Origin of the sequence: Nocardiopsis synnemataformans (assembly GCF_965343085.1) — a bacterium.
GTDB lineage: Bacteria > Actinomycetota > Actinomycetes > Streptosporangiales > Streptosporangiaceae > Nocardiopsis > Nocardiopsis alborubida.
In genome coordinates this window covers 1-20,123 of sequence record NZ_CBDRFA010000064.1, presented here as the reverse complement: position 1 = coordinate 20,123, position 20,123 = coordinate 1, and the positions used below count along the sequence as shown (strand labels likewise).

Sequence of the window (20,123 nt, the reverse complement as noted above, 5' to 3'; positions counted from 1 at the left end):
ATACCTCAGTGGTCGGTCGCTGGTCCCCGCGGCTCAGGGTCACCGGAGCCTCCGGGTGCGCTCGTCGAGTTCGTCGGCGAGCCTGACCAGCATGTCGTCGTCGCCCGCGTACGGGTCGGGGGGCTCGGGGTAGAGCAGTGCCCGCAGGTGGGCGGGGTCGTCGCCGGTCCGTGAGGCGACCGCCGCCACGACCGCGTCGGGCGCGGCGTCCGCGCCCAGCCCCAGCTTGGGCGCCACCCGGTCCAGGAACCCCGACCGCAGCGCGGCCGCGGCCCGGTCACGGGCCCTGCGCGACCGGTACAGCCCCGCACGTCCCTCGGTGGTCTCCGAGGCGCGCACCACCACGGGCAGCGACTCGGGCACCAGGGCGCCCATCCGGCGCCCCCGCCACAGGGCGAGCAGCGCCAGCGCGGCAACGAGCGGTACCAGGGACCAGCGCAGGCCCAGCGGCAGCAGCTGCCACAGCCCGGAGCCGCCCTCTTGCTGGGGCGGGTCGGGACGCAGCCACACCACGTCCTCGGCGGCAAGGAGGTTCATCGCCAGCGCGGCGTTGCCCCCGGCGGAGAGCGCGGTGTTGGTCAGCGGCCTGCCGGTGCCCAGCACGGTCGTGGTGGCCCCGCCCTGTCCCACCTGGACCAGGGCGGCGCCGCTCCCGCCCGGGTAGCAGCCCACGGCGTCCGTGCCGGACCCGGCCGTGTACAGCTCACCGGCGACGTAGGCCTCGCCCGCGGCCTCGGCGGCCGACAGCCCGCACTCGGGGGCGTAGGGGGTCTCCGGCGTGGGGAACCCCTCGGGCTCCTCCCGGCCGGTCATCGTCACCCCGGGGGCGAACGCCTCCAGGGACTGCGTGGACGGCCGCACCAGGACGGTGTCCACGTCGAGCGCGGCCAGGGACTCCAGCTCCTCGGGGAGCAGCCTGTGGTCCAGGAAGACCGCGAGCACGGCGTCGTCCCCGGCGTCGGCCACGGCCTCCTCGGCGGCGGCGGAGGAGCGCACCACGTGCACGTCGCGGTCCTCCTCCAGCACGTTCACCAGGGCCCGCGTGCCGTCCGGGGCGATGGAACCGGGCTCCAGGTGGCCGGTGGGGAACTGCTCGCTGCCCAGCGACAGCAGCACCGAGACCGTGACGAGCGCGGCCACCACGGCGGCCGGGACCCGGACCGAGCGCCACACCCGCAGGGCGCGCGAGCCCTCCCCGGACGGCGCGCGGCCGGTGCCGCGCGGGGGAGCGGCGGGGGGAGCGGTGGCCGTCATCGGCTCACCTCCCCGGCGGGCCGGGCGGCCCTGAGCCGCGCGTCCAGCTCGCGCAGGAGGCGCGCGGAGTCGGCGGTCGCGGGGCGGTCGCCGTAGGCCACGTCGTTGAAGACCCGCGCGCCCTCGCTCAGCCCCTCGGCCTCCGCGGTCAGCACGGCGGAGGCCTCCGCGGCCAGCTCGGTCGCGGTGCGCCCCGCGCGCGGAGCGATGATCGCCCGCTCCTCCAGGTCCACGCTGATGGCCCTCAGCCTCTCCGTGACGGCGGCGGCGAACTCACCGGCGCTCTCGTGCCGGTCGGCGGCGGCCCGGTGGTCGGTCGCCGACATCGGAGTGCCCTCGTGCACGGGCGCGCCCGCGCGACGGCTCCGGGTCGGGCGCAGCCAGAAGACCAGCCAGACCACCAGGACCGCGACGACCACCAGCAGCGGTCCCAGGATCGTCCAGCCGCTGAGGACGCCCGGGGCGTCGGAGACCAGGCCCGCGAGGAGTTCCTCCAGCCAGGAGACGAAGCGGTCCCACAGGGAGGGCTCCTGCTCCCCGTACAGGGGGTCGCTCAGCTCCTCGACGGCGCGCCGCTGCCCCTCCTCGCGGGTCACCTCCCCGACGGCGGGTGCCCTCACGTCCGCGGCTCCGGCAGGTAGATCTCCGGGCCCGCCTCGTAGCCAGCCTGGGCCGCGTTGTGCAGCTTCAGGTCCAGGCCCTCGCTGCGCATCCGCGCGTCCACGTAGAGCAGGGTGGCCACGCCCACGGTGAAGGGCGTGGTGAGCGCGTAGACCACGACGTTGCCCACGTAGATGACCGCGCCCGCCACGACCGCGGCCCAGGTCTCACCGGGCGCGACGAGGGTGGGGATCACCGACACGATGCTGAAGGGCATGCTCAGCAGGCTGCTCACGAAGCCCATCAGGACGAAGGCCAGCAGTGAGATGCCGAAGGTCCGCCACCACCTGCCCTGGGTCAGGCGCCAGGAGCGGGCGAGGGCCGCACCCACGCCGAGGCGTTCGAGCACCACGATCGGCATGGCGAAGTAGATGCGGATGTAGATCCAGGCCGCCAGCGCGGTGCCGCCGAGTCCCAGCAGCACCGCGGCCACGGCGATGACGACCCCGACGGCCTGATCGCCCGAGACACCCACGAAGAGGCCCAGGACCAGGCCGAGGACCACCACCAGCATGATGACGAAGGAGGCGATGAAGAGGTACAGCAGCTTCAGGACCGCCAGGCCGACGACGCCCCAGATCCGGCCCTTCACGGCGGCCCAGGCCTGCGCCGGGCTGAGCTTGTGACCCAGGACGGCCATGCCGACCACGGCCGTGAGCAGGCCGGTGACCAGGATGATCCCGGCTTGGGACAGCAGGCCGCCGCCGTACGCGGCGGCGAGGGACCAGCCGCTGAACGGGAACGGGTCGTTGGGGTCGACGGACGCGGGGTCGGACATCACCTGGTCCATGAAGGCCCCGTAGTCGGACATGTATCCGCTGAAGCCGACCGAGCTGATGATGCTCGCGACCGCCATGACGATCAGCGCGAGCCCGACGGTGGTCTTGGGGTTGTTGCGGATGAGGCTGAACGCGCCGTTGAGGATGTCTCCGAGCGTCATCGGCCGGAGCGCGACCACACCGGGCTTGAGCGCGCGCGGCTGCCCGTACGGGGGCTGGTGGCCGTATCCGGCCGGTGCTCCGTATCCGGGCTGTCCGTAACCGGGTTGCTGGCCGTACTGTCCGTAGCCCGGCTGCTGTCCGTACGCGGGCTGCTGCCCGTACCCGCCGCTCTGGGGCGGTTGCTGACCGGAGGCGTGCTGGCCGTACTGTCCGTATCCGGGCTGCTGTCCGGAGGGCGCCTGCCCGCCGTTGGACCCCCGCTGCTCGTACCCGGACGCCTGCTCGGGAGGGGCGAAGCCCGGCTGTCCCTGGGGCGCCTGCCCGGCGGGCGCGGAGCCCGGCTGCCCACCGGGGGGCGTGGAGGGGGCGGAGGGCGGACCCTCCTGACCCGGGGCGGCCCACCCGCCGGACGCGGGCGGGGGAGCGGCCTCGGAAGCCCCGCCGCCGTCCGGTCCGTCCGGGGGGTTCCCCGACGTGTCCCGGTGGTCGTCCTCCTGGGTCATCTGCCCCGCCCTCCATGGGGTTCGGTTACGCTGCGCGAGCACGCTTCCGCGGTTTTCGGCCTCTGGGAAACCAACCTACCCGCCGGTTCCACCGCTGCCCGCGATGTTCGGGCGTATGCGGGCGCAACCGACCCACTTCATTCCTTTTGTATGCTTTCTGTTACCAACAGGCCAAGTCGCGAAGGTTCGCGTGCCAGGTCACCAGGGTCGACGCGCCGCAGGCCGAAACGGTTCCCACGGACCGAAAAACACCGACCACTCTCCCGATCCCGCCCGAAGGTGGCAAGGTGGGGGAGGACGAAGCAGTTTCTTGCGTCTCGGGGCGCACCGAACGTTTATGCCGCTTGAGTGTTTCCAGAGAGAGGAGTAGGCGCCGCCGTACCCGCTTCCCGCGGGTCCGACGCCCGGCGCCGGACGCACCGATGAAGGGACGTGTACTGGTTGTCGACGACGACCTCGCCCTCGCTGAGATGCTGGGCATCGTTCTGCGTGGCGAGGGGTTCGAGCCCTCGTTCGTGCATGACGGGGACAAGGCTCTGGAGGCCTTCCGTGAGACCAAGCCCGACCTGGTTCTCCTCGACCTGATGCTCCCCGGCGCCGACGGGATCGACGTCTGCCGTCAGATCCGCGCCGAGTCCGGCGTGCCCATCGTGATGCTCACCGCCAAGAGCGACACCATCGACATCGTCCTCGGGCTGGAGTCGGGCGCCGACGACTACATCGTCAAGCCCTTCAAGCCCAAGGAGCTCGTGGCCCGCGTCCGCGTGCGCCTGCGCCGCACCGAGGAGCCCGCGCCCGAGGTGCTCCAGATCGGGGACATCACCATCGACGTCGCAGGGCACGCCGTGCGCCGCGACGGCGAGCAGATCAGCCTCACCCCGCTGGAGTTCGACCTCCTGGTCGCCCTGGCCCGCAAGCCGCGCCAGGTCTTCACCCGTGAGGTGCTGCTGGAGCAGGTCTGGGGCTACCGGCACGCCGCCGACACCCGCCTGGTCAACGTCCACGTGCAGCGCCTGCGCGCCAAGATCGAGAAGGACCCGGAGCACCCCGAGGTCGTCGTGACCGTCCGCGGCGTCGGCTACAAGGCCGGAACCGCCTGATCCTCCCGAGCCGCACATGACCGCAGCCACACCAGAGGAGGAGCGGGGGACCGCCTCCGACACGCAGATCCCGCCCTCCGGGGCGCCGCCCGCGACCGGAGGGCGCTGGCGCGACGGCGGCACGGGGCTCACCCGCTCCTACGCGCTCGCCCAGCGCGCCGCCCGCGCCCTGGTGCGCGGCGTCCACAGCAACTGGCGCCGCTCGCTGCACCTGCGGGTCATCTCCACCACCCTGGTGCTGTCCCTGGTGGTGATGGTGGGCCTGGGGTACGTGCTCATCTCGCAGGTGCGCGGCGGCCTGCTCGACGCCAAGATCTCCACGGCCGTCACCGACCACCGCGCCGGGCTCAACTACGCGTCGGCCGAGCTCCAGGAGAACGAGTCGGGCGACCGCAACCGGCTCATGTACAACCTCGCCAACGAGCTCACCAGCCGCAGCGGCGACACCGGGCTGTACAGCGTGGTCATCCTGCCCTCGGTGGGCGGCGAGGTCGGCTGGGCCACCGGCGAGGGCAGCGTCCCGCAGCGGCTCATCAACCAGGTCCACGAGTCCGAGGTGGACGAGCAGCAGTACCACACGTACACGCGCATCACCACCGACCAGGGCGAGGAGCCCGCGCTGGTGGTCGGCGCGCAGCTCACGCGCGCCTACGAGCTGTACTACATCTTCCCGCTCCAGCACGAGCAGCAGATCCTCGACCTCGTCCAGGGCACGGTCGGCCTGGTGGGCGTGCTGCTGGTCATCCTCCTGGGCCTGATCGCCTTCGTCATCACCCGACAGGTGGTCAGCCCGGTCCGCTCGGCCGCCCAGTCCGCCGAACGCCTCTCCTCGGGTGACCTCACCGAGCGCATGGCCGTCCACGGCGAGGACGATCTCGCCCGGCTGGCCCTGTCCTTCAACGACATGGCGGGCAACCTCCAGGAGAAGATCCAGGAGCTGGAGGAGCTGTCCAAGCTCCAGCGCCAGTTCGTCTCCGACGTCTCCCACGAGCTGCGCACCCCCCTGACCACCATCAAGATGGCCGGGGACGTGCTCTTCGACGAGCGCGAGGAACTCGACCCCACCATGCGCCGCTCGGTGGAGCTGTTGCAGAGCCAGGTGGAGCGGTTCGAGGAACTGCTCTCCGACCTGCTGGAGATCAGCCGCCACGACGCCGGGGCCGCCACCCTGGGCACCGAGTCGCTCGACATCCGCGACGCCGTGATGAAGGCCGTCGGCGACGCCGAGCAGATCGCCGAGCGGCGCGGCATCAAGGTCGTGCTGCGCCTGCCCACCGAGCCCTGCACCGCCGAGTACGACGGCCGCCGCATCAACCGCATCCTGCGCAACCTGGTGGTCAACGCCATCGAGCACAGCGAGGGCCGCGACGTGGTGGTCACCGCCGCGTGCGACCGCGACGCGCTCGCCGTGGCCGTGCGCGACTACGGGGTGGGCCTCAAGGAGGGGGAGGAGCACCTGTGCTTCGACCGCTTCTGGCGCGCCGACCCGGCCCGGGTGCGCACCACCGGCGGCACCGGACTCGGGCTCTCCATCGCCAAGGAGGACGCCACCCTGCACGGCGGCTGGCTCCAGGCGTGGGGCCAGCCCGGCCAGGGCTCCCAGTTCCGCCTGTCCCTGCCGCGCCGCTCCGGCAGCGAGCTGCGCGGCTCCCCCCTGCCGCTGGTGCCGCCGGAGTTCGCGCTGGGCCGCACCTACACCGCGTTCACCGACAAGGCCGACAAGGCCGACAAGAGCGAGAACGGCAACGGCGCCGTCCGCGCCGAGAAGGTTCCCGCCAGGAACGGCGCGGACGCCACGGAGGAGGGCGCGGCGGCCGTCCGCGCCGAGCAGTGCGAGGGCGAGGAGAAGCTGTGAGGACACCGCACCGGTTCGGCCGCGCCGCGCGCGCCTGCATGGCCGCGGCCGTGGCGGCCGTGTCCATGGCCGCCTGCGCGACCGTTCCCACCACCGGCCCGGTCGTGGCCAGCGACGGCAACGAGTCCGAGGGCGACCCCTACGGCGGCTACGTGCGCCTGCTGCCCGCCGGACCCCAGGAGGGCGTGGCCCCGGAGGGCCTGGTCAGCGACTTCCTCAAGGACATGGGCAGCTTCGAGCAGGACTACGAGGCCGCCCGCAGCTTCATGCTGTCGAGCACGGACGAGTCGTGGATCCCGGACGGGACGGTCAAGGTCTTCCCCGGCCACGACACCGTCGACCTCGACACCGAGATCAGCGGCGACGGGCTCACCGCCACCGTGCGGATGCGCAGCTCACTGGTGGCCACGATCGACGAGGACGGCAGGTACGTCTCCGGCGACTCCGGCCGCCTGCTCGACGAGACCTTCGTCCTGGCCAGGGAGGACGGCGACCCCGAGGGCGAGTGGCGCATCCAGAGCCTGCCCGACGAACTCATCCTCAGCCAGCTCGACGTGGAGCGCACCCACCGCCCGTTCAACCTGTACTACTTCAACCCCGACGAGAACGCCCTGGTCCCGGATCCGGTCTACCTGCCGGTCAGCAACGACGAACTCACCGAGCGCCTGCTGCTCAGGCTCATCCGCGGTCCCAGCGCCTGGCTGGACCCCTCCGTGCACTCCTCCTTCCCCGAGGAGGCCGCGCCCACCCTGGAGGTGGAGGACGAGCGCGTGGTCGTCAGCGTGACCGACTCCGGGCAGGCCGACGAGTTCGGCATGGGTGCCCAGATCGCCTGGACCCTGCGCCAGCTGCCGGAGATCCAGGAGTTCACGCTGCGGGTGAACGGCACGGAGGTGGACTTCCCCGGAACCGAGGGCGAGAGCGCCGACCGGCCGCGGCCGGGCAGCACCTACTGGTCGGAGGTCAGCCCTGGCGCGACCTCGCCCGGCGTCCACGTCTACTACTCCCACGAGGGCCAGCTGTGGTCGGCCTCGGACTGGGACACCGACACCTTCGGCAGTGGCGAGCCGGTGCCCGGCCCCCTGGGGTCCGGCGAGGTTCCTCTGGAGAGGTTCGCGGTGTCGCTGGACGAGCAGACCATCGCCGGGGTCACCACGGGCGGCCGCGAGGTCGTCACGAGCGAGGCCACCCCGGGCGCCGCCGTCCGGGAGGTCCTGGCCGACGGGGTCTTCACCGAGCTGTCCTGGGACGTCAACGGCGACCTGTGGGTGGTCGAGGAGGTCCGTGAGGAGGACGGGGAGGACGGCGAGGAGGCGCGGGAGGACTCCGACGCCGAGAGCCCGAACCTCAACGGCCCGCCGCCGTCCCCGGGCCCGACGGACCTGTGGCTGCTGCGCGACGGCCACGAGGTGGTCCAGGTGGACGTGTCCGACCTGCGCGAGAGGCCGCTGGTGCAGTTCCGGATCTCCCGGGACGGCACCCGTGCCGCGGTGGTGACCGAGGTGGACGGGCGTCGCTCGCTCCAGGTGGGCCGCGTGGTGGAGAACGCCGACGGGCAGGTCTCCGTGGAGTCGTTCGTGACCCTGGCCCGCGAGCTGGAGGACGTCACCGACATCTCCTGGCGCTCGGGTGACCAGCTGGTCGTGCTCGGCACCCGCGAGGGCGGTACGAGCCAGGCCCTCCTGGTGTCGCTGGACGGCGGCACGCCGCCCGCCAGCGCCGGGACCCCCGTCGCGAGCATGGTGACCGTCTCAGGCGCCCCTGGCCAGCCCCTGGTGGCCGGTTCCGACGACGGCAACATCTGGGTGTCCAGCGACCCGCTCAACTGGCAGAGCGTCGTGGAGGGCGGCTCGCCCGCCTTCCCGGGCTGAGGATCCCGGGCGCGCGGTCGGACTCCGGCCGCCCGCCCGGGACGAAACCGGGATGCGTCCGGCGCGGGGCCCTGGAAGGGCGGTGCCATGGACGACCTCGGCGACGCCTACCGGCGCATCGCGGGGACGCGCGGCCGCTACCGGGCGGCCCCGGCGCCGGGGGAGCCGCTGGCGGCGTTCGTCCACCGCGACAACCGGGAGTGGGAGCGGGCCATCGATCCCGGGCCCGCGGGCTCCCTGGTGCTGGACCCCTTCATGCGCGCGCCGCCGCACACCCCGCGCGGCGCCACGGCGCGGACGGGAACGCGGGTGAGCGTGGCCGTGGACGGTCCGGACGCGGAGAGTGGACCGTCACCCGCACCGGGACCGGCTGGTTGCTGGCCCCGGCCGTAGCGGGCGGCTCCGGCGCTCCCGCGGCGCACGGTGGCCTTCGGGCGCGCTGTCCACGGGTTCGACGTTGTCCACAGGTTCGAGAAGGGGCTGGCGGGTACCGATCCGGGCGCTGACCCTTGAGGTATGGATGATCGGACACACCCCACGGGCGTGCTGCGGTGGATACTCGGCGCGCTGCTCGACCTGCTCCTGCCGCAGCCCTGCGCGGCGTGCGCGGGCCCCTCGGGGCCACTGTGCGCGGACTGCCTCACCGCGCTGCGGCGCCGTCCCCACCGATGCGCCCCCAGGCCGGGCTGCCCGCCCGTCTGGGCAGCCGGTCCCTACGCCGGACGCCACCGCCGGGTGCTGCTCACCTACAAGGAGGGCGGTGCGGACGCCCTGGCCGCGCCCCTGGGCGGGTGGCTGACCGCCGCCTACACCGCGTCCGGCCTGGCCCGTCCGGACACCCTGCTCGTCCCCGTCCCCGGGCGCGGCCCGCCGGGAGACCCCCGGGCGCCGGTCACCCGGCTGGCACGCGCCTGCCTGGCGGAGGCGGGCGGAGCGGGCGCGGGGAGGGTGGCGCCCCTGCTGCGCTACCGGAGCCGTCCCCGGCGCCAGGCCGGGCTGGGACGGGCCGAGCGCCTGGCCAACCGGGCGGGCACCCTCGTCGCGGACCGTCCGCTTCCCCGGGTTCCCGGCGCGGGGGTCGGGGGAGTCGCGGTCGTGGTGGACGACGTCCTCACCACGGGCGCCACGGTGGCCGAGGCGACCCGCGCCCTGCGGGTCCGCGGGATCCCCGTGGCGGGCGCGGTGGTCCTCCTCGAGCGCCTGCCCGGCGTTGTCGGCGGTCCTTCGAACGAGGAGGAGGCGGACGGTGCAAGAAGGTTTTACGAATCCTCGTGAACAGGTGAAAAGTCCATGTACGAAGGGCTTTGAGGCAGTTACCGATGAGTTGGGAGGGTGGCCGCTACCTGACATCCTCGCCAGGACAGGTTACGGTCACGGTATGGCACCCGTCCGGGTCCGTGGTTGCGTCGGAGACTCTGAGCTCCCGGGAACACCGGGGCGCCACTCCGGCAAGCCGATGCCAGGCGCAGGCGAAACGGCCCACGTAAGGCGACTTTTCGTCGACCGATCACGGTGCGCCTTAGAGGTAAGCCCTGCCCCGCGGAGGGTCCAGATGTCCCTCATGACAGGGAGAAGAGCAGTAGTCGCGGACAAGAGCGGCGACACTCTCAGCAGGCGGATGTGGGGACGAAGACCAGGTCGGCCGGACGGGTGGCATCCCATCGTCCGGGGGTTCGCCAACGGCGAACCCCCGGAGGCGATCCCCTCGCGCCCTCACCGGGCCCGTCCCGCCGTGGTCCCGAACAACCCGTGGGTTCTTGCAGGGCGCACCGTCTCACCCGCCCCAGTAATCCTTTCCTCCCTCACGGTGGTTCTCACCAATCGTGTCCGCGGGGCGCGTGATGAGACCCCCGCAGGTGGGTATACGCATCTCCAACCGAGCCGTGCCCCCCACAGGACAGGGGCACCAGCGGAAGGGGGCTAGCGAGCGACACCCCTTCCGCCCCCCTGCTGGCGGAAGGGACGCAGAGCCAGCCTGGCCGTCGTCTTCTGACGGCCACGCGATGAAGGGGGTCCTATGGACATCATCGTCAAGGGTCGACGCACCGGTGTGAGTGAGAAGTTCCGTCAGCACGTCGACAGCAAGCTCGACAGGCTCTCCAAGTGGGAGAAGAAGGGCATGACCGTCGACGTGGAGGTGTCCACAGAGCGCAACCCCAAGCTCGCCGACGTCTGCGAGCGGGTTGAGCTGACCATCCGGACCAACGGTCCGGTCATTCGCAGCGAGGCCGCCGCCTCGGACCGGTACGGCGCCCTCGACCTCGCCCTCGACAAGATCGAGGCCCGCCTGCGCAAGTCCGCGGACCGGCGCAAGGTCCACCGGGGCAACCACGCTCCCGTCTCCGTCTCGTCAGCCACCGCCGACCTTCCCGGAGACCTGCCCTCGTCCACCGCCACCGCGACGCAGGCTCCCCCCGTCCAGCGCCGCGGCGGCGAGGAGGACGTCAACGGCACGGAGGTGGACGGAAGGTTCTCCGACGAGTTCGTCGAGCTCGACACCCAGGGAGACGTTCCCGTCGTCGTCCGGGAGAAGTTCCACAGGGCCAAGCCCATGAGCATCGACCAGGCGCTCATGGAGATGGAACTCGTGGGCCACGACTTCTACCTCTTCCACGACGAGGTCAAGGACGCCCCGAGCGTCGTCTACCGGCGCAAGGGCTTCAACTACGGCGTCCTCCGACTGGTCGACTAGACGTCCGCGACCGCCCTCGACGGATCCCCCGCACACGAAGCCACGGCGGGTCCCCTCGGACCCGCCGCGGCGGTGCGCGCTCTCCCCCGTGCCCGGTCCGACGCCCGGTTCTCGTCCCCGGTCGGTCGGGCCGCGGGCTCCCGCCTACTCGGGCCGGTGCTCGGCCTCTTCCTGCTTGATCCGGTGCAGCGGGGTGTCGTGCGGCTCCTCGGCCTCCGTCCGGGGCGTGTCGAGGACGACGTCGCTCATCAGGTCGAAGAGCAGGGCCACGACGGCCGCCGCCACCAGCAGGACCGCGGCGATCACCAGCAGGACCACGGACATCCCCATGGCGACGCCGACCCCGCCCACGACGAACCCGGCGCACGCGAGCAGGACCGCCGCCCACGACGACACACGCCCGCGATGGCTGTTGCTCGGGGCCAGACTGCCGCCCTGGTGCTGAAAACCCCGGATGCGTCCGAAACGGCTGTTGCCGTCGGGATGCTCCTTCTCCCAGGCCAGCGCGGGGTCGTCGGCCACCGGGTCGCGCCGCAGGACGGGCGACTCCCCGACGACCTCCTTGGCCACGTCGTCGGGAGAACGAGGGGAGGGGGCCGACAGGTTCCTCGCCTCGCGGCCCTTGTCGTCCCGGGTCCCGCGATCCTTCTTGTCTCGGTTCGTTCGCATGGTGATCCCCCCTGGGAACACGTTCGCGTCCGGTCCGCCCGCGGCCGTTCGACCGCGGTGCGAACTCCTATGACGTGCCTACCCACGAAAGCCGGGAGCCATCGGCGCCCACGCGAAAAGCGTGGGAAGGTGGTCGGCGTACGTGATCGGCGCCCCGCCCGCGCCGGTATCCGGTCCCCCCTGGTATCGGGGCGTCGCGAAAAACCTTCCTGCCCCTCTGTCAGGTCTGTGACATGCGGGAACATATCGGTTGGTTTTCTTCGTTGCGCACAGGGAAACGTGCGGGCGGACCGCTCCGCCTGAGAGGGTGGGCGTAGGGTTCGTGTCCTCTAGGATGTAGGGCCGAGGGCCCAGGAACCCCCCGCCGTCCTCCGCGGCCACGGGAAAGCGGTCAGCGGGCCTAGATCTGAACTCCACGTGGGTGGAGCCAACCGCGATCTGCGAGGAGCGCATAGGAAGTGCCAGGGATACTCGACAAGCTCCTGCGCGCGGGTGAGGGAAAGATCCTGCGCCGACTCAACAAACTGAAGGACCAGGTCAACTCGCTCGAGGAAGACTACGTCGACCTCACCGACGAGGAGTTGCGCGACCTCACCGGCGAGTACAAGGAGCGCTACGAGGACGGGGAGTCCCTGGACGACCTGCTCCCCGAGGCCTTCGCCACCGTCCGGGAGGCGGCCAAGCGCACCCTGGGCCAGCGCCACTTCGACGTCCAGATCATGGGCGGCGCCGCGCTGCACCTCGGCAACATCGCCGAGATGAAGACCGGTGAGGGCAAGACCCTGACCGGCACCCTCGCGGTCTACCTCAACGCGCTCGCGGGCAAGGGCGTCCACGTCATCACGACCAACGACTACCTGGCCAAGCGCGACGCCCAGAACATGGGCCGCATCTACCACTTCCTCGGTCTCGAGGTCGGCGTCGTCGGACCGCAGATGACCGCGGCGGACCGCCGCAGCGCCTACCAGGCCGACATCACCTACGGTACGAACAACGAGTTCGGCTTCGACTACCTGCGCGACAACATGGCGCTCTCGCTCAAGGACACCGTCCAGCGCGAGCACTACTTCGCCCTGGTCGACGAGGTCGACTCCATCCTCATCGACGAGGCCCGCACCCCGCTGATCATCAGCGGTCCCTCGGAGCAGAACTCCCGTTGGTACGCCGAGTTCGCCAAGATCGCCCCGCGCCTCAAGCGCGAGGAGGACTACGAGGTCGACGAGAAGAAGCGCACCGTCGGCATCACCGAGTCCGGCGTGGCCAAGGTCGAGGACTGGCTGGGCATCGACAATCTCTACGAGGCCGTCAACACCCCGCTCATCAGCTTCCTCAACAACTCGCTCAAGGCCAAGGAGCTGTACAAGCGGGACAAGGAGTACATCGTCAAGGACGGTGAGGTCCTCATCGTCGACGAGTTCACCGGCCGCGTCCTGGCGGGCCGCCGCTACAACGAGGGCATGCACCAGGCCATCGAGGCCAAGGAGCGCGTCAAGATCAAGGACGAGAACCAGACTCTCGCCAAGGTCACCCTCCAGAACTACTTCCGCCTCTACGAGAAGCTCGCCGGCATGACCGGTACCGCCCAGACCGAGGCGGCGGAGTTCACCCAGACCTACAACGTCGGCGTGGTGCCCATCCCCACCAACAAGCCGATGATCCGCGACGACGTCAAGGACGTCGTCTACAAGCACGAGGACGCCAAGTTCCAGGCACTCGCCGAGGACATCGCCGAGCGGAACGAGGCCGGACAGCCCGTCCTGGTCGGTACCACCAGCGTCGAGAAGTCCGAGCTGCTGTCCCGGATGCTCAAGCGCGAGGGCGTGTCCCACGAGGTCCTCAACGCCAAGAACCACGCCCGTGAGGCCGCGATCATCGCCCGCGCGGGCAAGCTCGGCGCGGTCACCGTCGCCACCAACATGGCCGGTCGCGGTACCGACATCATGCTGGGCGGCAACCCCGACTTCCTCGCAGACGAGGAGCTCCAGGGCCGAGGCCTGAGCCCGCTGGAGACCCCCGAGGAGTACGAGGCCGCCTGGCCCGAGGCGCTGGAGAAGGCCAAGGCCGACTACGAGGAGGAGCACGAGAAGGTCGTCGAGGTCGGCGGTCTGTACGTGCTCGGCACCGAGCGCCACGAGTCGCGGCGCATCGACAACCAGCTCCGCGGACGCTCCGGCCGCCAGGGCGACCCCGGCATCTCCCGCTTCTACCTGTCCCTCCAGGACGACCTGCTGCGCCTGTTCAACAGCAGCCGTCTGGAGGCGTTCATGAACCAGCTGAACATCCCGGACGACCAGCCCATCGAGTCCGGCATGGTCAGCAAGGCGATCGCCTCCGCGCAGGGCCAGGTCGAGACGCAGAACTTCGAGATCCGCAAGAACGTCCTCAAGTACGACGAGGTCCTCAACCGCCAGCGCAAGGTCATCTACGCCGAGCGCCGCAAGGTCCTGGAGGGCCAGGACCTGCGCGACCAGGTCGTCAGCATGCTGGAGGAGGTCCTGCGCGGCTACGTCGTGGAGGAGACCGCCAACGGCGACCCCAGCGACTGGGACCTCGACAAGCTCTGGCGGGCGTTCAAGCAGGTCTACCCGATCAGCGTCACGGTCGACGAGTTCATCGAGGAGAACGGCGACCTGCACACGCTGACCACCGAGGTGATCGCGGACCGCGTGGTGGAGGACGCCAACAGCGCCTACGAGGCCCGCGAGGCCGAGCTGGGCGAGGAGGCCATGCGCGAGGTCGAGCGCCGGGTCATCCTCCAGGTCATGGACCGCAAGTGGCGTGAGCACCTCTACGAGATGGACTACCTCCAGGAGGGCATCGGGCTGCGCGCGATGGCGCAGCGCAACCCGCTGATCGAGTTCCAGCGCGAGGGATTCGACATGTTCCAGCAGATGCTGGAGGCCATCAAGGAGGAGTCCGTCGGCTACCTCTTCAACGTCGAGGTGCAGGTCCGCAAGAAGGAGGAGCCCGCCCTCACCACCGCCGCCGCGGCCAAGACCGCCGCGGCCGTCGGCGGCTCCGCCAGCGCGACGGCCGTCGCGACCGCGGTGGAGGAGGACGAGGAGGTCGAGGACGCCGCCTCTCCGGTGGAGGAGGCCGAGCCCGCCGAGGACGTGGTCGTCCCCGGTTTCGGCGAGGGCCAGCCCAACCGGCTCCAGTACTCCGCGCCGAGCGAGGACGGCACCGTCGAGCGCCACAGCGAGACGGCCGACGAGTACTCCGGCACGGCGCGCAACGCGCCCTGCCCCTGCGGCTCCGGCAAGAAGTACAAGAAGTGCCACGGCGACCCGGCAGCCAAGTAGGCGGACGGTAGGCCCCGGCGACAGCCGGAAAGAAACGCGCGTGGGCGCGGCTCCCCCGGGGGGGCCGCGCCCACGCGCGTTCGCCGGTCGGGTGTCCGGGCGGCGGTCCCGCCGTTCGGACACGGGGCCAGACTCAGGCGGGCAGGGGCCGTTCCCGGACGACGTGTTTCATCACCAGCGTCGAGCTCAGGTGCTGGACGCCGGGCAGCGTGGCCAGCGCCTCGTCGTAGAGCACGCGGAAGGCGGACAGGTCGGCGCTGACCACGCGCAGCAGGTAGTCGGGGTCTCCGAACAGGCGTTCGGCCTGGACGACCTGGGGGATGTCCTCGACCGCCCGCTCGAAGGCCGCGACGGTGTCCCGGTCCTCCTGACGCATGGTGACGAAGACCAGCGCCTGGAAGCCCAGTCCCACCGCCTCGGCGTCCACGACCGCGCGGTACCCGCTGATCACCCCGACGCGTTCGAGTTCGCGCAGTCTGCGGTGGCACGGGGAGACGCTGAGTCCGACGCGGTGGGCCAGTTCGGTGATGCTCAGGCGGCCGTCCTCCTGGAGCTCCGCAAGAATCTTCCGGTCGACGTTGTCCATGGAGAAGATTCTTCCACCAGTGGCCGTTTCGGGCGCAAGAAGTGGAACCATTTTCGGGCGTTTTATGACTACTCTTCCCCTCTGAACAGGTATTTCGAGGAGAGGGGTGTCCGTGGAACCGGCTTCGGTCGCGGCGTTCTGGACGGTGTCCGTCCTGCTGATCCTGGTGCCGGGGGCGGACTGGGCGTACACCATCTCCGCCGGGCTGCGGGACAGTTCGGTGCTCCCGGCGGTGTCCGGGCTGCTGCTGGGCTACGTCGGCCTCACCGGGGTCGTGGCAGGCGGGGTCGCGGCGCTCGTGGCCAGCACACCGGCCGTGCTCACCGGCCTGACCGTCGCGGGCGCCGCCTACCTGGTGTGGCTCGGAGCGGTCACCCTGGCCCGTCCCGCGGTGCCCGGAGCGGGCGGCGCCGCGGTGCCCTCCTCCCGGAGTTCGCGCGTGCTGACCGGTACCGGCGTCAGCGGTCTCAACCCCAAGGCCCTGCTGCTGTTCCTCGCCCTGTTGCCGCAGTTCACCGATCCGGAGGGCGGATGGCCGATGGCCGCGCAGATCGGAACCCTCGGCCTGGTGCACACGGTCAGCTGCGGGGTGGTCTACCTGTGCGTGGGCGTGCTCGCCCGTACGGTGCTGGGGACGCGCCCCGCCGCCGCGCGCGCCATCAGCCGGGTCTCGGGGGCGGCGATGATCGTCATCGGCGTGGGCCTGATGGCCGAACGCCTCCTCTGAGCACGGTCACCGCCTCCGTCCCGGCGCCAGACAAGGGGAAGCCGCTGACGAACGCGTCCGCTCCGGTCGGTGGCCGAGGGGGTGCCCCACGCACCGGAGCGGTCGGACCGGAAGGAGAGCACCCCGAGGGAGGGGGACGCGAGGCCCCCTTGATCAGCCTTTTTCCTTCAGCGTCCCAAGGGGAACCCCGCGCCGCCAGAGCGGACTCCGGCCTGTGGACAACCCCGGCGGGTCAGCCGGAGGAGCCCGTCCCGCCCTTCGACGAACCTCCGGACTCCGGCGGGTCCTCGCCCGTGTTGGTCTCGGTGTGCGCCCGCACGGTCTCGCCCGGGTCGTCCGGGTCCTGCTCCCGGCCCGGCGTGGGCAGGTTGAGGCGGGTGATGAGCAGGTAGAAGATCCCGAAGTAGGCCGCGAAGTACACCAGGCCCAGCAACAGGATCAACCCCAGCCCCTGGGTGTTGTCCTTGGTGGCGTTCAACAGCATGTCGATCAGCCCCGCCGAGAACCCGAAGCCCAACTGGGCGTCCAACGCGTTCATCACCGCCATCGAGATGCCGGTCAGCACCACGTGCACCGCGAACAGCGCCGGGGCCACGAAGATGAACGCGAACTCCACCGGCTCGGTGATGCCCGTGACGAACGCGGTCAGCGCCGCGGGGATCATGATCGAGCCGATCTGCGTCCGCCGGGCCTTGGGCGTGGCCAGCCACATCGCCAGCGCCGCACCGGGCAGGCCGAACATCAGCACCGGGAAGAACCCGGACAGCAGACCGCCGGCGTCGGGGTCGCCGGCGAAGTAGCGGGTGATCTCGCCGTGCGTCACGGTGCCGTCGGGCGCGGTGTAGGTGCCCGACACGAACCAGATGAACGAGTTCACCACGTGGTGCAGGCCCAGCGGCAGCAGCAGGCGGTTGATCACCCCGTAGGCTCCGGCGCCCACCGCGCCCGCGCCGATGATGCCCTCGCCCAGGTCCTGGATCCATCCGCCCACGACCGGCCAGATGAGGCCAAGCGCCACGCCCATCAGCAGACCGGCCAGCGCCGTCACGATCGGCACGAACCTGCGGCCGCCGAAGAAGCCCAGCCATGTCGGCAGCTTGATCCGGTGGTAGCGCTGCCACAGCAGGGCCGCCACCAGGCCCACCGCGATGCCGCCGAGCACGTCGGTCGGGTTCTTCACCGCGTGGTTGATCACCGGCATGACCGCGTTGACGGCCTCGGGATCCGTGATGGGCTGGCGGGTCACCGGGTCCACCGCCAGCGGGTACGTGGTCAGCCGCGACCCCAGGTCGCCCGTGGCGCCGTCGAAGGTCACCATCGTCCAGGTGGCCACCCGGTCGAACACCAGGTAGCCCACGACCGCGGCCAGGGCGGTCGAACCGTCGGCGCGCTTGGCGAACCCGATCGCCACACCGATCGCGAACAGCAGCGGCAGGGCCTGGAAGACCGCGTCGCCCGCCATGCCGACGGCGCCCGCGACCGGTTCCATCCAGCCCATCCCGGAAAGCCCGGCCAGGCCGTCGGCGCCGAGCAGGTCGGGCTGGCCCAGGCGGAGCAGGATCGCGGCGGCGGGCAGGACCGCGATGGGCATCATCAGGCTGCGGCCGAGCCTTTGCAGGACGGCGAGCGTCGACGATCCGCGTTTGGACCGGCTCGCGTCGCCGCCCGGGGGCTGCGACGCGGTCGGTGCCGGGGTCTGGTCCGAACTCATGGGGGGTCCTTCCTCGGACACGCGCCTCGTGGGCGCGGGACTTCAGTCGCCGTGCCGCCGGGGGTCCAGCCGGGAGTGCAGCTGGTAGCGGTCGGCTCGGTAGGTGGACAGCGCCAGTTCCACGCACTGTCCGTTGGCGAAGCTCCGGCGCTGCATCACCAGCACCGGGCTCCCAGCTGGCAGGCCGAGGAGTCGGGAGTCGGCCGAGTCGCAGATCCCGGCCTCGATGGTCTGTTCCCCGGAATCCAACAGGATGTCGAACTCGTTTTCCAGCACCTCGTAGAGGGAGCGTTCGGCGAGGTCGTAGTCCTCCAGACCCGGGACCATGGCGGCGGGGATGTTGGAGCGCTCCACGGCCATCGGCTCGTCGTCGGCGGTGCGCATGCGCTCGATGTGGTGCACCAGGGTGCCCGGCGCGATGTCGAGCATGCGCGCGGTGTGCCCGCTCGCCGGGATGACCTGGCGGATCAGCTCGCGCGCTCCCGGCTCGAAGCCGCGTGCGCGCATGTCCTCGCTGAAGGAGGCCAGGACCAGGGACATCTCGATCTTGGGGCGGGCGATGAAGGTCCCCTTGCCGGGGACCCGGTACAGCCGCCCCTCGGCCACCAACAGGTCGATGGTCTGGCGGACGGTCATCCGCGAGAGCCCGTAGGTGGCGCTGAGCTCGCGCTCGGAGGGGATCATGTCGTCCACGCCCAGCCCCGCCGCGGTGATCCAGTCCAGGAGCAGGTCGCGCAGTTGGCTGTACTTGGGCAGCGGGTTGCTGGGATCGATCGACATGGAGCGGGCGGCCTTCTCGGTCGGCGGGCGGGGTTGGCGTCAGACCTTAGCGCGGACGGACCGTGCGTGTCCGGCGCACCTGGCCCGGGTACTTCCGGGACGATTCGGACATGACTGGTATAGTCCGGACTAGACCACAGCTCCGACCGCGTGTCAATCCACCCAAAGGCAGGCGGTTCGCACCTGTTACCAGGGCGGACCGCGGGGTCCGGTCCGGGGGTCCGGCCCGACCGTGCGGACGCCCCTGTCCGCGGTCCGTCAGCCGAGGCACGCGTTCCGCCGCGTCCACCGCCCACGCCACCCACAGGAAAGGCCCTCCATGACCACCACGACGAGCGCGATGCGCTCCGAGATCGCCGAGCAGCCGGAGGCGCTGCGCCGCACCTTCGCCGAACTCCTGCCGCTGCGCCCCGAGATCGAGGCCCTGGGCCGCCGCACCAGGCACGTGCTGTTCATCGCCCGCGGCTCCTCCGACAACGCGGCGGTCTACGGCAGCTACCTCCTCCAGGCGCACACCGGCCGCCTGGCCACCCTGGGCTCGCCGTCCATCGCCACCACCTACGGGGCCCGGATCGACCTGTCCGACGTCCTGGCCGTCGCGATCTCCCAGTCCGGCAGGACCGAGGAGATCGTCGAGACCATGCGCTGGGCCGCCGACTGCGGCGCACGCACCGTCGGCGTCACCAACGGCGCGGAGTCCCCGCTGGCCAGGGAGGCCGACGTCGCCCTGGTCACCCGGGCCGGGAACGAGGTCGCGGTGCCCGCCACCAAGACCTACAGCACCCAGCTGGCCGCCCTCGCCGTCCTGGCCCTGGGCCTGGGCGCCGACCTGGACCCCGGCGACCTGAACCGGGCCTCCGACGGCATCGAGGAGACCCTCGCGGCGCCCTCGGACGCCCTGGAGGAGATCGTCGAGCGCATGGTCGCCGTCCAGGGAGCGGTCATCTCCGGCCGCGGCATGGCCTTCTCCACCGCGCTGGAGGCCGCCCTCAAGCTCAAGGAGGCCTGCTACCTCCACGCCATGGGCCTGTCCTACGCCGACCTGCTGCACGGCCCCATCGCCGTGGTGGACCCGCGCACCCCCGCGCTGCTGGTGGCCGCGCCCACCGGCCCGACCCTCCAGGGCACGGTCTCCCTCGCCGAACGCGTCCGCTCCGCCGGGGCGCCGGTCTTCGGCTTCGGCGGCGGCGACGCCCTGGCCGCCGCCAGCGACGTGTCCGTGCCGGTCCCCGACGTGCCCGAGTGGGTGTCCCCGATGAACCTCATCGTCCCCGCCCAGCTGCTCACCGAGCGCCTGGCCCGCCGCCTGGGCTACGACCCGGACGTGCCGCGCGGCCTGAACAAGGTCACGCAGACCTCCTGAGCGGAGCACAACACCCCGTCCGGACCCGCACCCTGGTGCGCGCGGTGCGCCGCCCCTAAGCTCGCCCTCAGGTTTCGGGTACACCCCGTTCCACGGCAGAACACGGAGG

General features: G+C 71.4%; 16 protein-coding genes. 9 read left to right on the top strand and 7 right to left on the bottom strand.

Annotated elements, in window-relative coordinates; all coding sequences use genetic code 11:
* Window positions 1-39: 39 nt before the first annotated feature.
* From ACSIH6_RS28955 to ACSIH6_RS28945, 3 genes are read right to left on the bottom strand one after another with little or no spacing between them, the layout of a single operon-like run.
* Window positions 40-1,254, bottom strand: a complete 1,215-nt coding sequence (locus ACSIH6_RS28955; protein ID WP_435111499.1) for a DUF4350 domain-containing protein — start codon at window positions 1,252-1,254, stop codon at window positions 40-42.
* Complete coding sequence (locus ACSIH6_RS28950; protein ID WP_435111498.1) at window positions 1,251-1,874, bottom strand: DUF4129 domain-containing protein; 624 nt, start codon at window positions 1,872-1,874, stop codon at window positions 1,251-1,253. Before ACSIH6_RS28950 ends, ACSIH6_RS28955 begins: the two co-directional genes overlap by 4 nt.
* The gene (locus ACSIH6_RS28945) at window positions 1,871-3,358 is read right to left on the bottom strand and encodes a glycerophosphoryl diester phosphodiesterase membrane domain-containing protein (RefSeq protein ID WP_435111497.1); all 1,488 of its coding nucleotides are present in this window, start codon (window positions 3,356-3,358) and stop codon (window positions 1,871-1,873) included. The genes ACSIH6_RS28950 and ACSIH6_RS28945 overlap by 4 nt, the downstream gene beginning before the upstream one ends.
* A 422-nt stretch (window positions 3,359-3,780) precedes the next feature.
* Between ACSIH6_RS28945 and mtrA the strand changes: the two genes are divergently transcribed.
* The 6 genes from mtrA to hpf all read left to right on the top strand — a co-directional run bounded on the left by mtrA (window position 3,781) and on the right by hpf (window position 10,876).
* The gene (gene mtrA, locus ACSIH6_RS28940; protein WP_013154750.1) at window positions 3,781-4,458 is read left to right on the top strand and encodes an MtrAB system response regulator MtrA; all 678 of its coding nucleotides are present in this window, start codon (window positions 3,781-3,783) and stop codon (window positions 4,456-4,458) included.
* Window positions 4,459-4,474: 16 nt separating this feature from the next.
* On the top strand, window positions 4,475-6,313 hold the full coding sequence (gene mtrB, locus ACSIH6_RS28935; RefSeq protein ID WP_435111496.1) for an MtrAB system histidine kinase MtrB: 1,839 nt from the start codon (window positions 4,475-4,477) through the stop codon (window positions 6,311-6,313).
* On the top strand, window positions 6,310-8,184 hold the full coding sequence (locus ACSIH6_RS28930) for an LpqB family beta-propeller domain-containing protein (protein WP_435111495.1): 1,875 nt from the start codon (window positions 6,310-6,312) through the stop codon (window positions 8,182-8,184). The genes mtrB and ACSIH6_RS28930 overlap by 4 nt, the downstream gene beginning before the upstream one ends.
* Before the next feature lie 87 nt (window positions 8,185-8,271).
* Window positions 8,272-8,577: a hypothetical protein gene (locus ACSIH6_RS28925; RefSeq protein ID WP_435111494.1), complete on the top strand. Its 306-nt coding sequence runs from the start codon at window positions 8,272-8,274 to the stop codon at window positions 8,575-8,577.
* 123 nt (window positions 8,578-8,700) lie between these two features.
* Window positions 8,701-9,459: a ComF family protein gene (locus tag ACSIH6_RS28920; protein ID WP_435111493.1), complete on the top strand. Its 759-nt coding sequence runs from the start codon at window positions 8,701-8,703 to the stop codon at window positions 9,457-9,459.
* A gap of 742 nt (window positions 9,460-10,201) precedes the next feature.
* A complete protein-coding gene (gene hpf / locus ACSIH6_RS28915) occupies window positions 10,202-10,876 on the top strand; it encodes a ribosome hibernation-promoting factor, HPF/YfiA family (RefSeq protein ID WP_435111492.1) in 675 nt (224 codons plus the stop codon).
* A gap of 144 nt (window positions 10,877-11,020) precedes the next feature.
* On the opposite strand, the gene ACSIH6_RS28910 is transcribed toward hpf, so the two are convergent.
* On the bottom strand, window positions 11,021-11,545 hold the full coding sequence (locus ACSIH6_RS28910) for a hypothetical protein (protein WP_435111491.1): 525 nt from the start codon (window positions 11,543-11,545) through the stop codon (window positions 11,021-11,023).
* A 458-nt stretch (window positions 11,546-12,003) separates the two neighbouring features.
* Here ACSIH6_RS28910 and secA point away from each other — a divergent pair, with 458 nt between their 5' ends.
* Window positions 12,004-14,847, top strand: coding sequence for a preprotein translocase subunit SecA (gene secA / locus ACSIH6_RS28905; protein WP_435111490.1), 2,844 nt, complete (start codon window positions 12,004-12,006; stop codon window positions 14,845-14,847).
* 133 nt (window positions 14,848-14,980) lie between these two features.
* Here the strand turns inward: secA and ACSIH6_RS28900 are convergent, their stop codons facing one another.
* Window positions 14,981-15,433, bottom strand: coding sequence for an Lrp/AsnC family transcriptional regulator (locus ACSIH6_RS28900; RefSeq protein WP_435111489.1), 453 nt, complete (start codon window positions 15,431-15,433; stop codon window positions 14,981-14,983).
* Between the two features lie 112 nt (window positions 15,434-15,545).
* Here ACSIH6_RS28900 and ACSIH6_RS28895 point away from each other — a divergent pair, with 112 nt between their 5' ends.
* A complete protein-coding gene (locus ACSIH6_RS28895; protein WP_435111488.1) occupies window positions 15,546-16,160 on the top strand; it encodes a LysE family translocator in 615 nt (204 codons plus the stop codon).
* A gap of 232 nt (window positions 16,161-16,392) precedes the next feature.
* Here the strand turns inward: ACSIH6_RS28895 and ACSIH6_RS28890 are convergent, their stop codons facing one another.
* Window positions 16,393-17,871 (bottom strand): PTS transporter subunit EIIC, encoded by a 1,479-nt coding sequence (locus tag ACSIH6_RS28890; protein WP_435111487.1) that lies wholly within the window; start codon window positions 17,869-17,871, stop codon window positions 16,393-16,395.
* 42 nt (window positions 17,872-17,913) lie between these two features.
* Complete coding sequence (locus ACSIH6_RS28885; protein ID WP_013154738.1) at window positions 17,914-18,651, bottom strand: GntR family transcriptional regulator; 738 nt, start codon at window positions 18,649-18,651, stop codon at window positions 17,914-17,916.
* 319 nt (window positions 18,652-18,970) lie between these two features.
* Here ACSIH6_RS28885 and ACSIH6_RS28880 point away from each other — a divergent pair, with 319 nt between their 5' ends.
* Window positions 18,971-20,014 (top strand): SIS domain-containing protein, encoded by a 1,044-nt coding sequence (locus tag ACSIH6_RS28880; RefSeq protein ID WP_435111486.1) that lies wholly within the window; start codon window positions 18,971-18,973, stop codon window positions 20,012-20,014.
* Window positions 20,015-20,123: the final 109 nt, after the last annotated feature.

Excerpts from the sequence above, each read along its gene's own strand:
- ACSIH6_RS28955 (WP_435111499.1), bottom strand. The coding sequence starts at position 1,254 with ATGACGGCCACCGCTCCCCCCGCCGCTCCCCCGCGCGGCACCGGCCGC.
- ACSIH6_RS28945 (WP_435111497.1), bottom strand. The coding sequence starts at position 3,358 with ATGACCCAGGAGGACGACCACCGGGACACGTCGGGGAACCCCCCGGAC.
- mtrA (WP_013154750.1), top strand. The coding sequence starts at position 3,781 with ATGAAGGGACGTGTACTGGTTGTCGACGACGACCTCGCCCTCGCTGAG.
- mtrB (WP_435111496.1), top strand. The coding sequence starts at position 4,475 with ATGACCGCAGCCACACCAGAGGAGGAGCGGGGGACCGCCTCCGACACG.
- ACSIH6_RS28925 (WP_435111494.1), top strand. The coding sequence starts at position 8,272 with ATGGACGACCTCGGCGACGCCTACCGGCGCATCGCGGGGACGCGCGGC.
- ACSIH6_RS28920 (WP_435111493.1), top strand. The coding sequence starts at position 8,701 with ATGGATGATCGGACACACCCCACGGGCGTGCTGCGGTGGATACTCGGC.
- hpf (WP_435111492.1), top strand. The coding sequence starts at position 10,202 with ATGGACATCATCGTCAAGGGTCGACGCACCGGTGTGAGTGAGAAGTTC.
- ACSIH6_RS28910 (WP_435111491.1), bottom strand. The coding sequence starts at position 11,545 with ATGCGAACGAACCGAGACAAGAAGGATCGCGGGACCCGGGACGACAAG.
- ACSIH6_RS28900 (WP_435111489.1), bottom strand. The coding sequence starts at position 15,433 with ATGGACAACGTCGACCGGAAGATTCTTGCGGAGCTCCAGGAGGACGGC.
- ACSIH6_RS28890 (WP_435111487.1), bottom strand. The coding sequence starts at position 17,871 with ATGAGTTCGGACCAGACCCCGGCACCGACCGCGTCGCAGCCCCCGGGC.
- ACSIH6_RS28885 (WP_013154738.1), bottom strand. The coding sequence starts at position 18,651 with ATGTCGATCGATCCCAGCAACCCGCTGCCCAAGTACAGCCAACTGCGC.
- ACSIH6_RS28880 (WP_435111486.1), top strand. The coding sequence starts at position 18,971 with ATGACCACCACGACGAGCGCGATGCGCTCCGAGATCGCCGAGCAGCCG.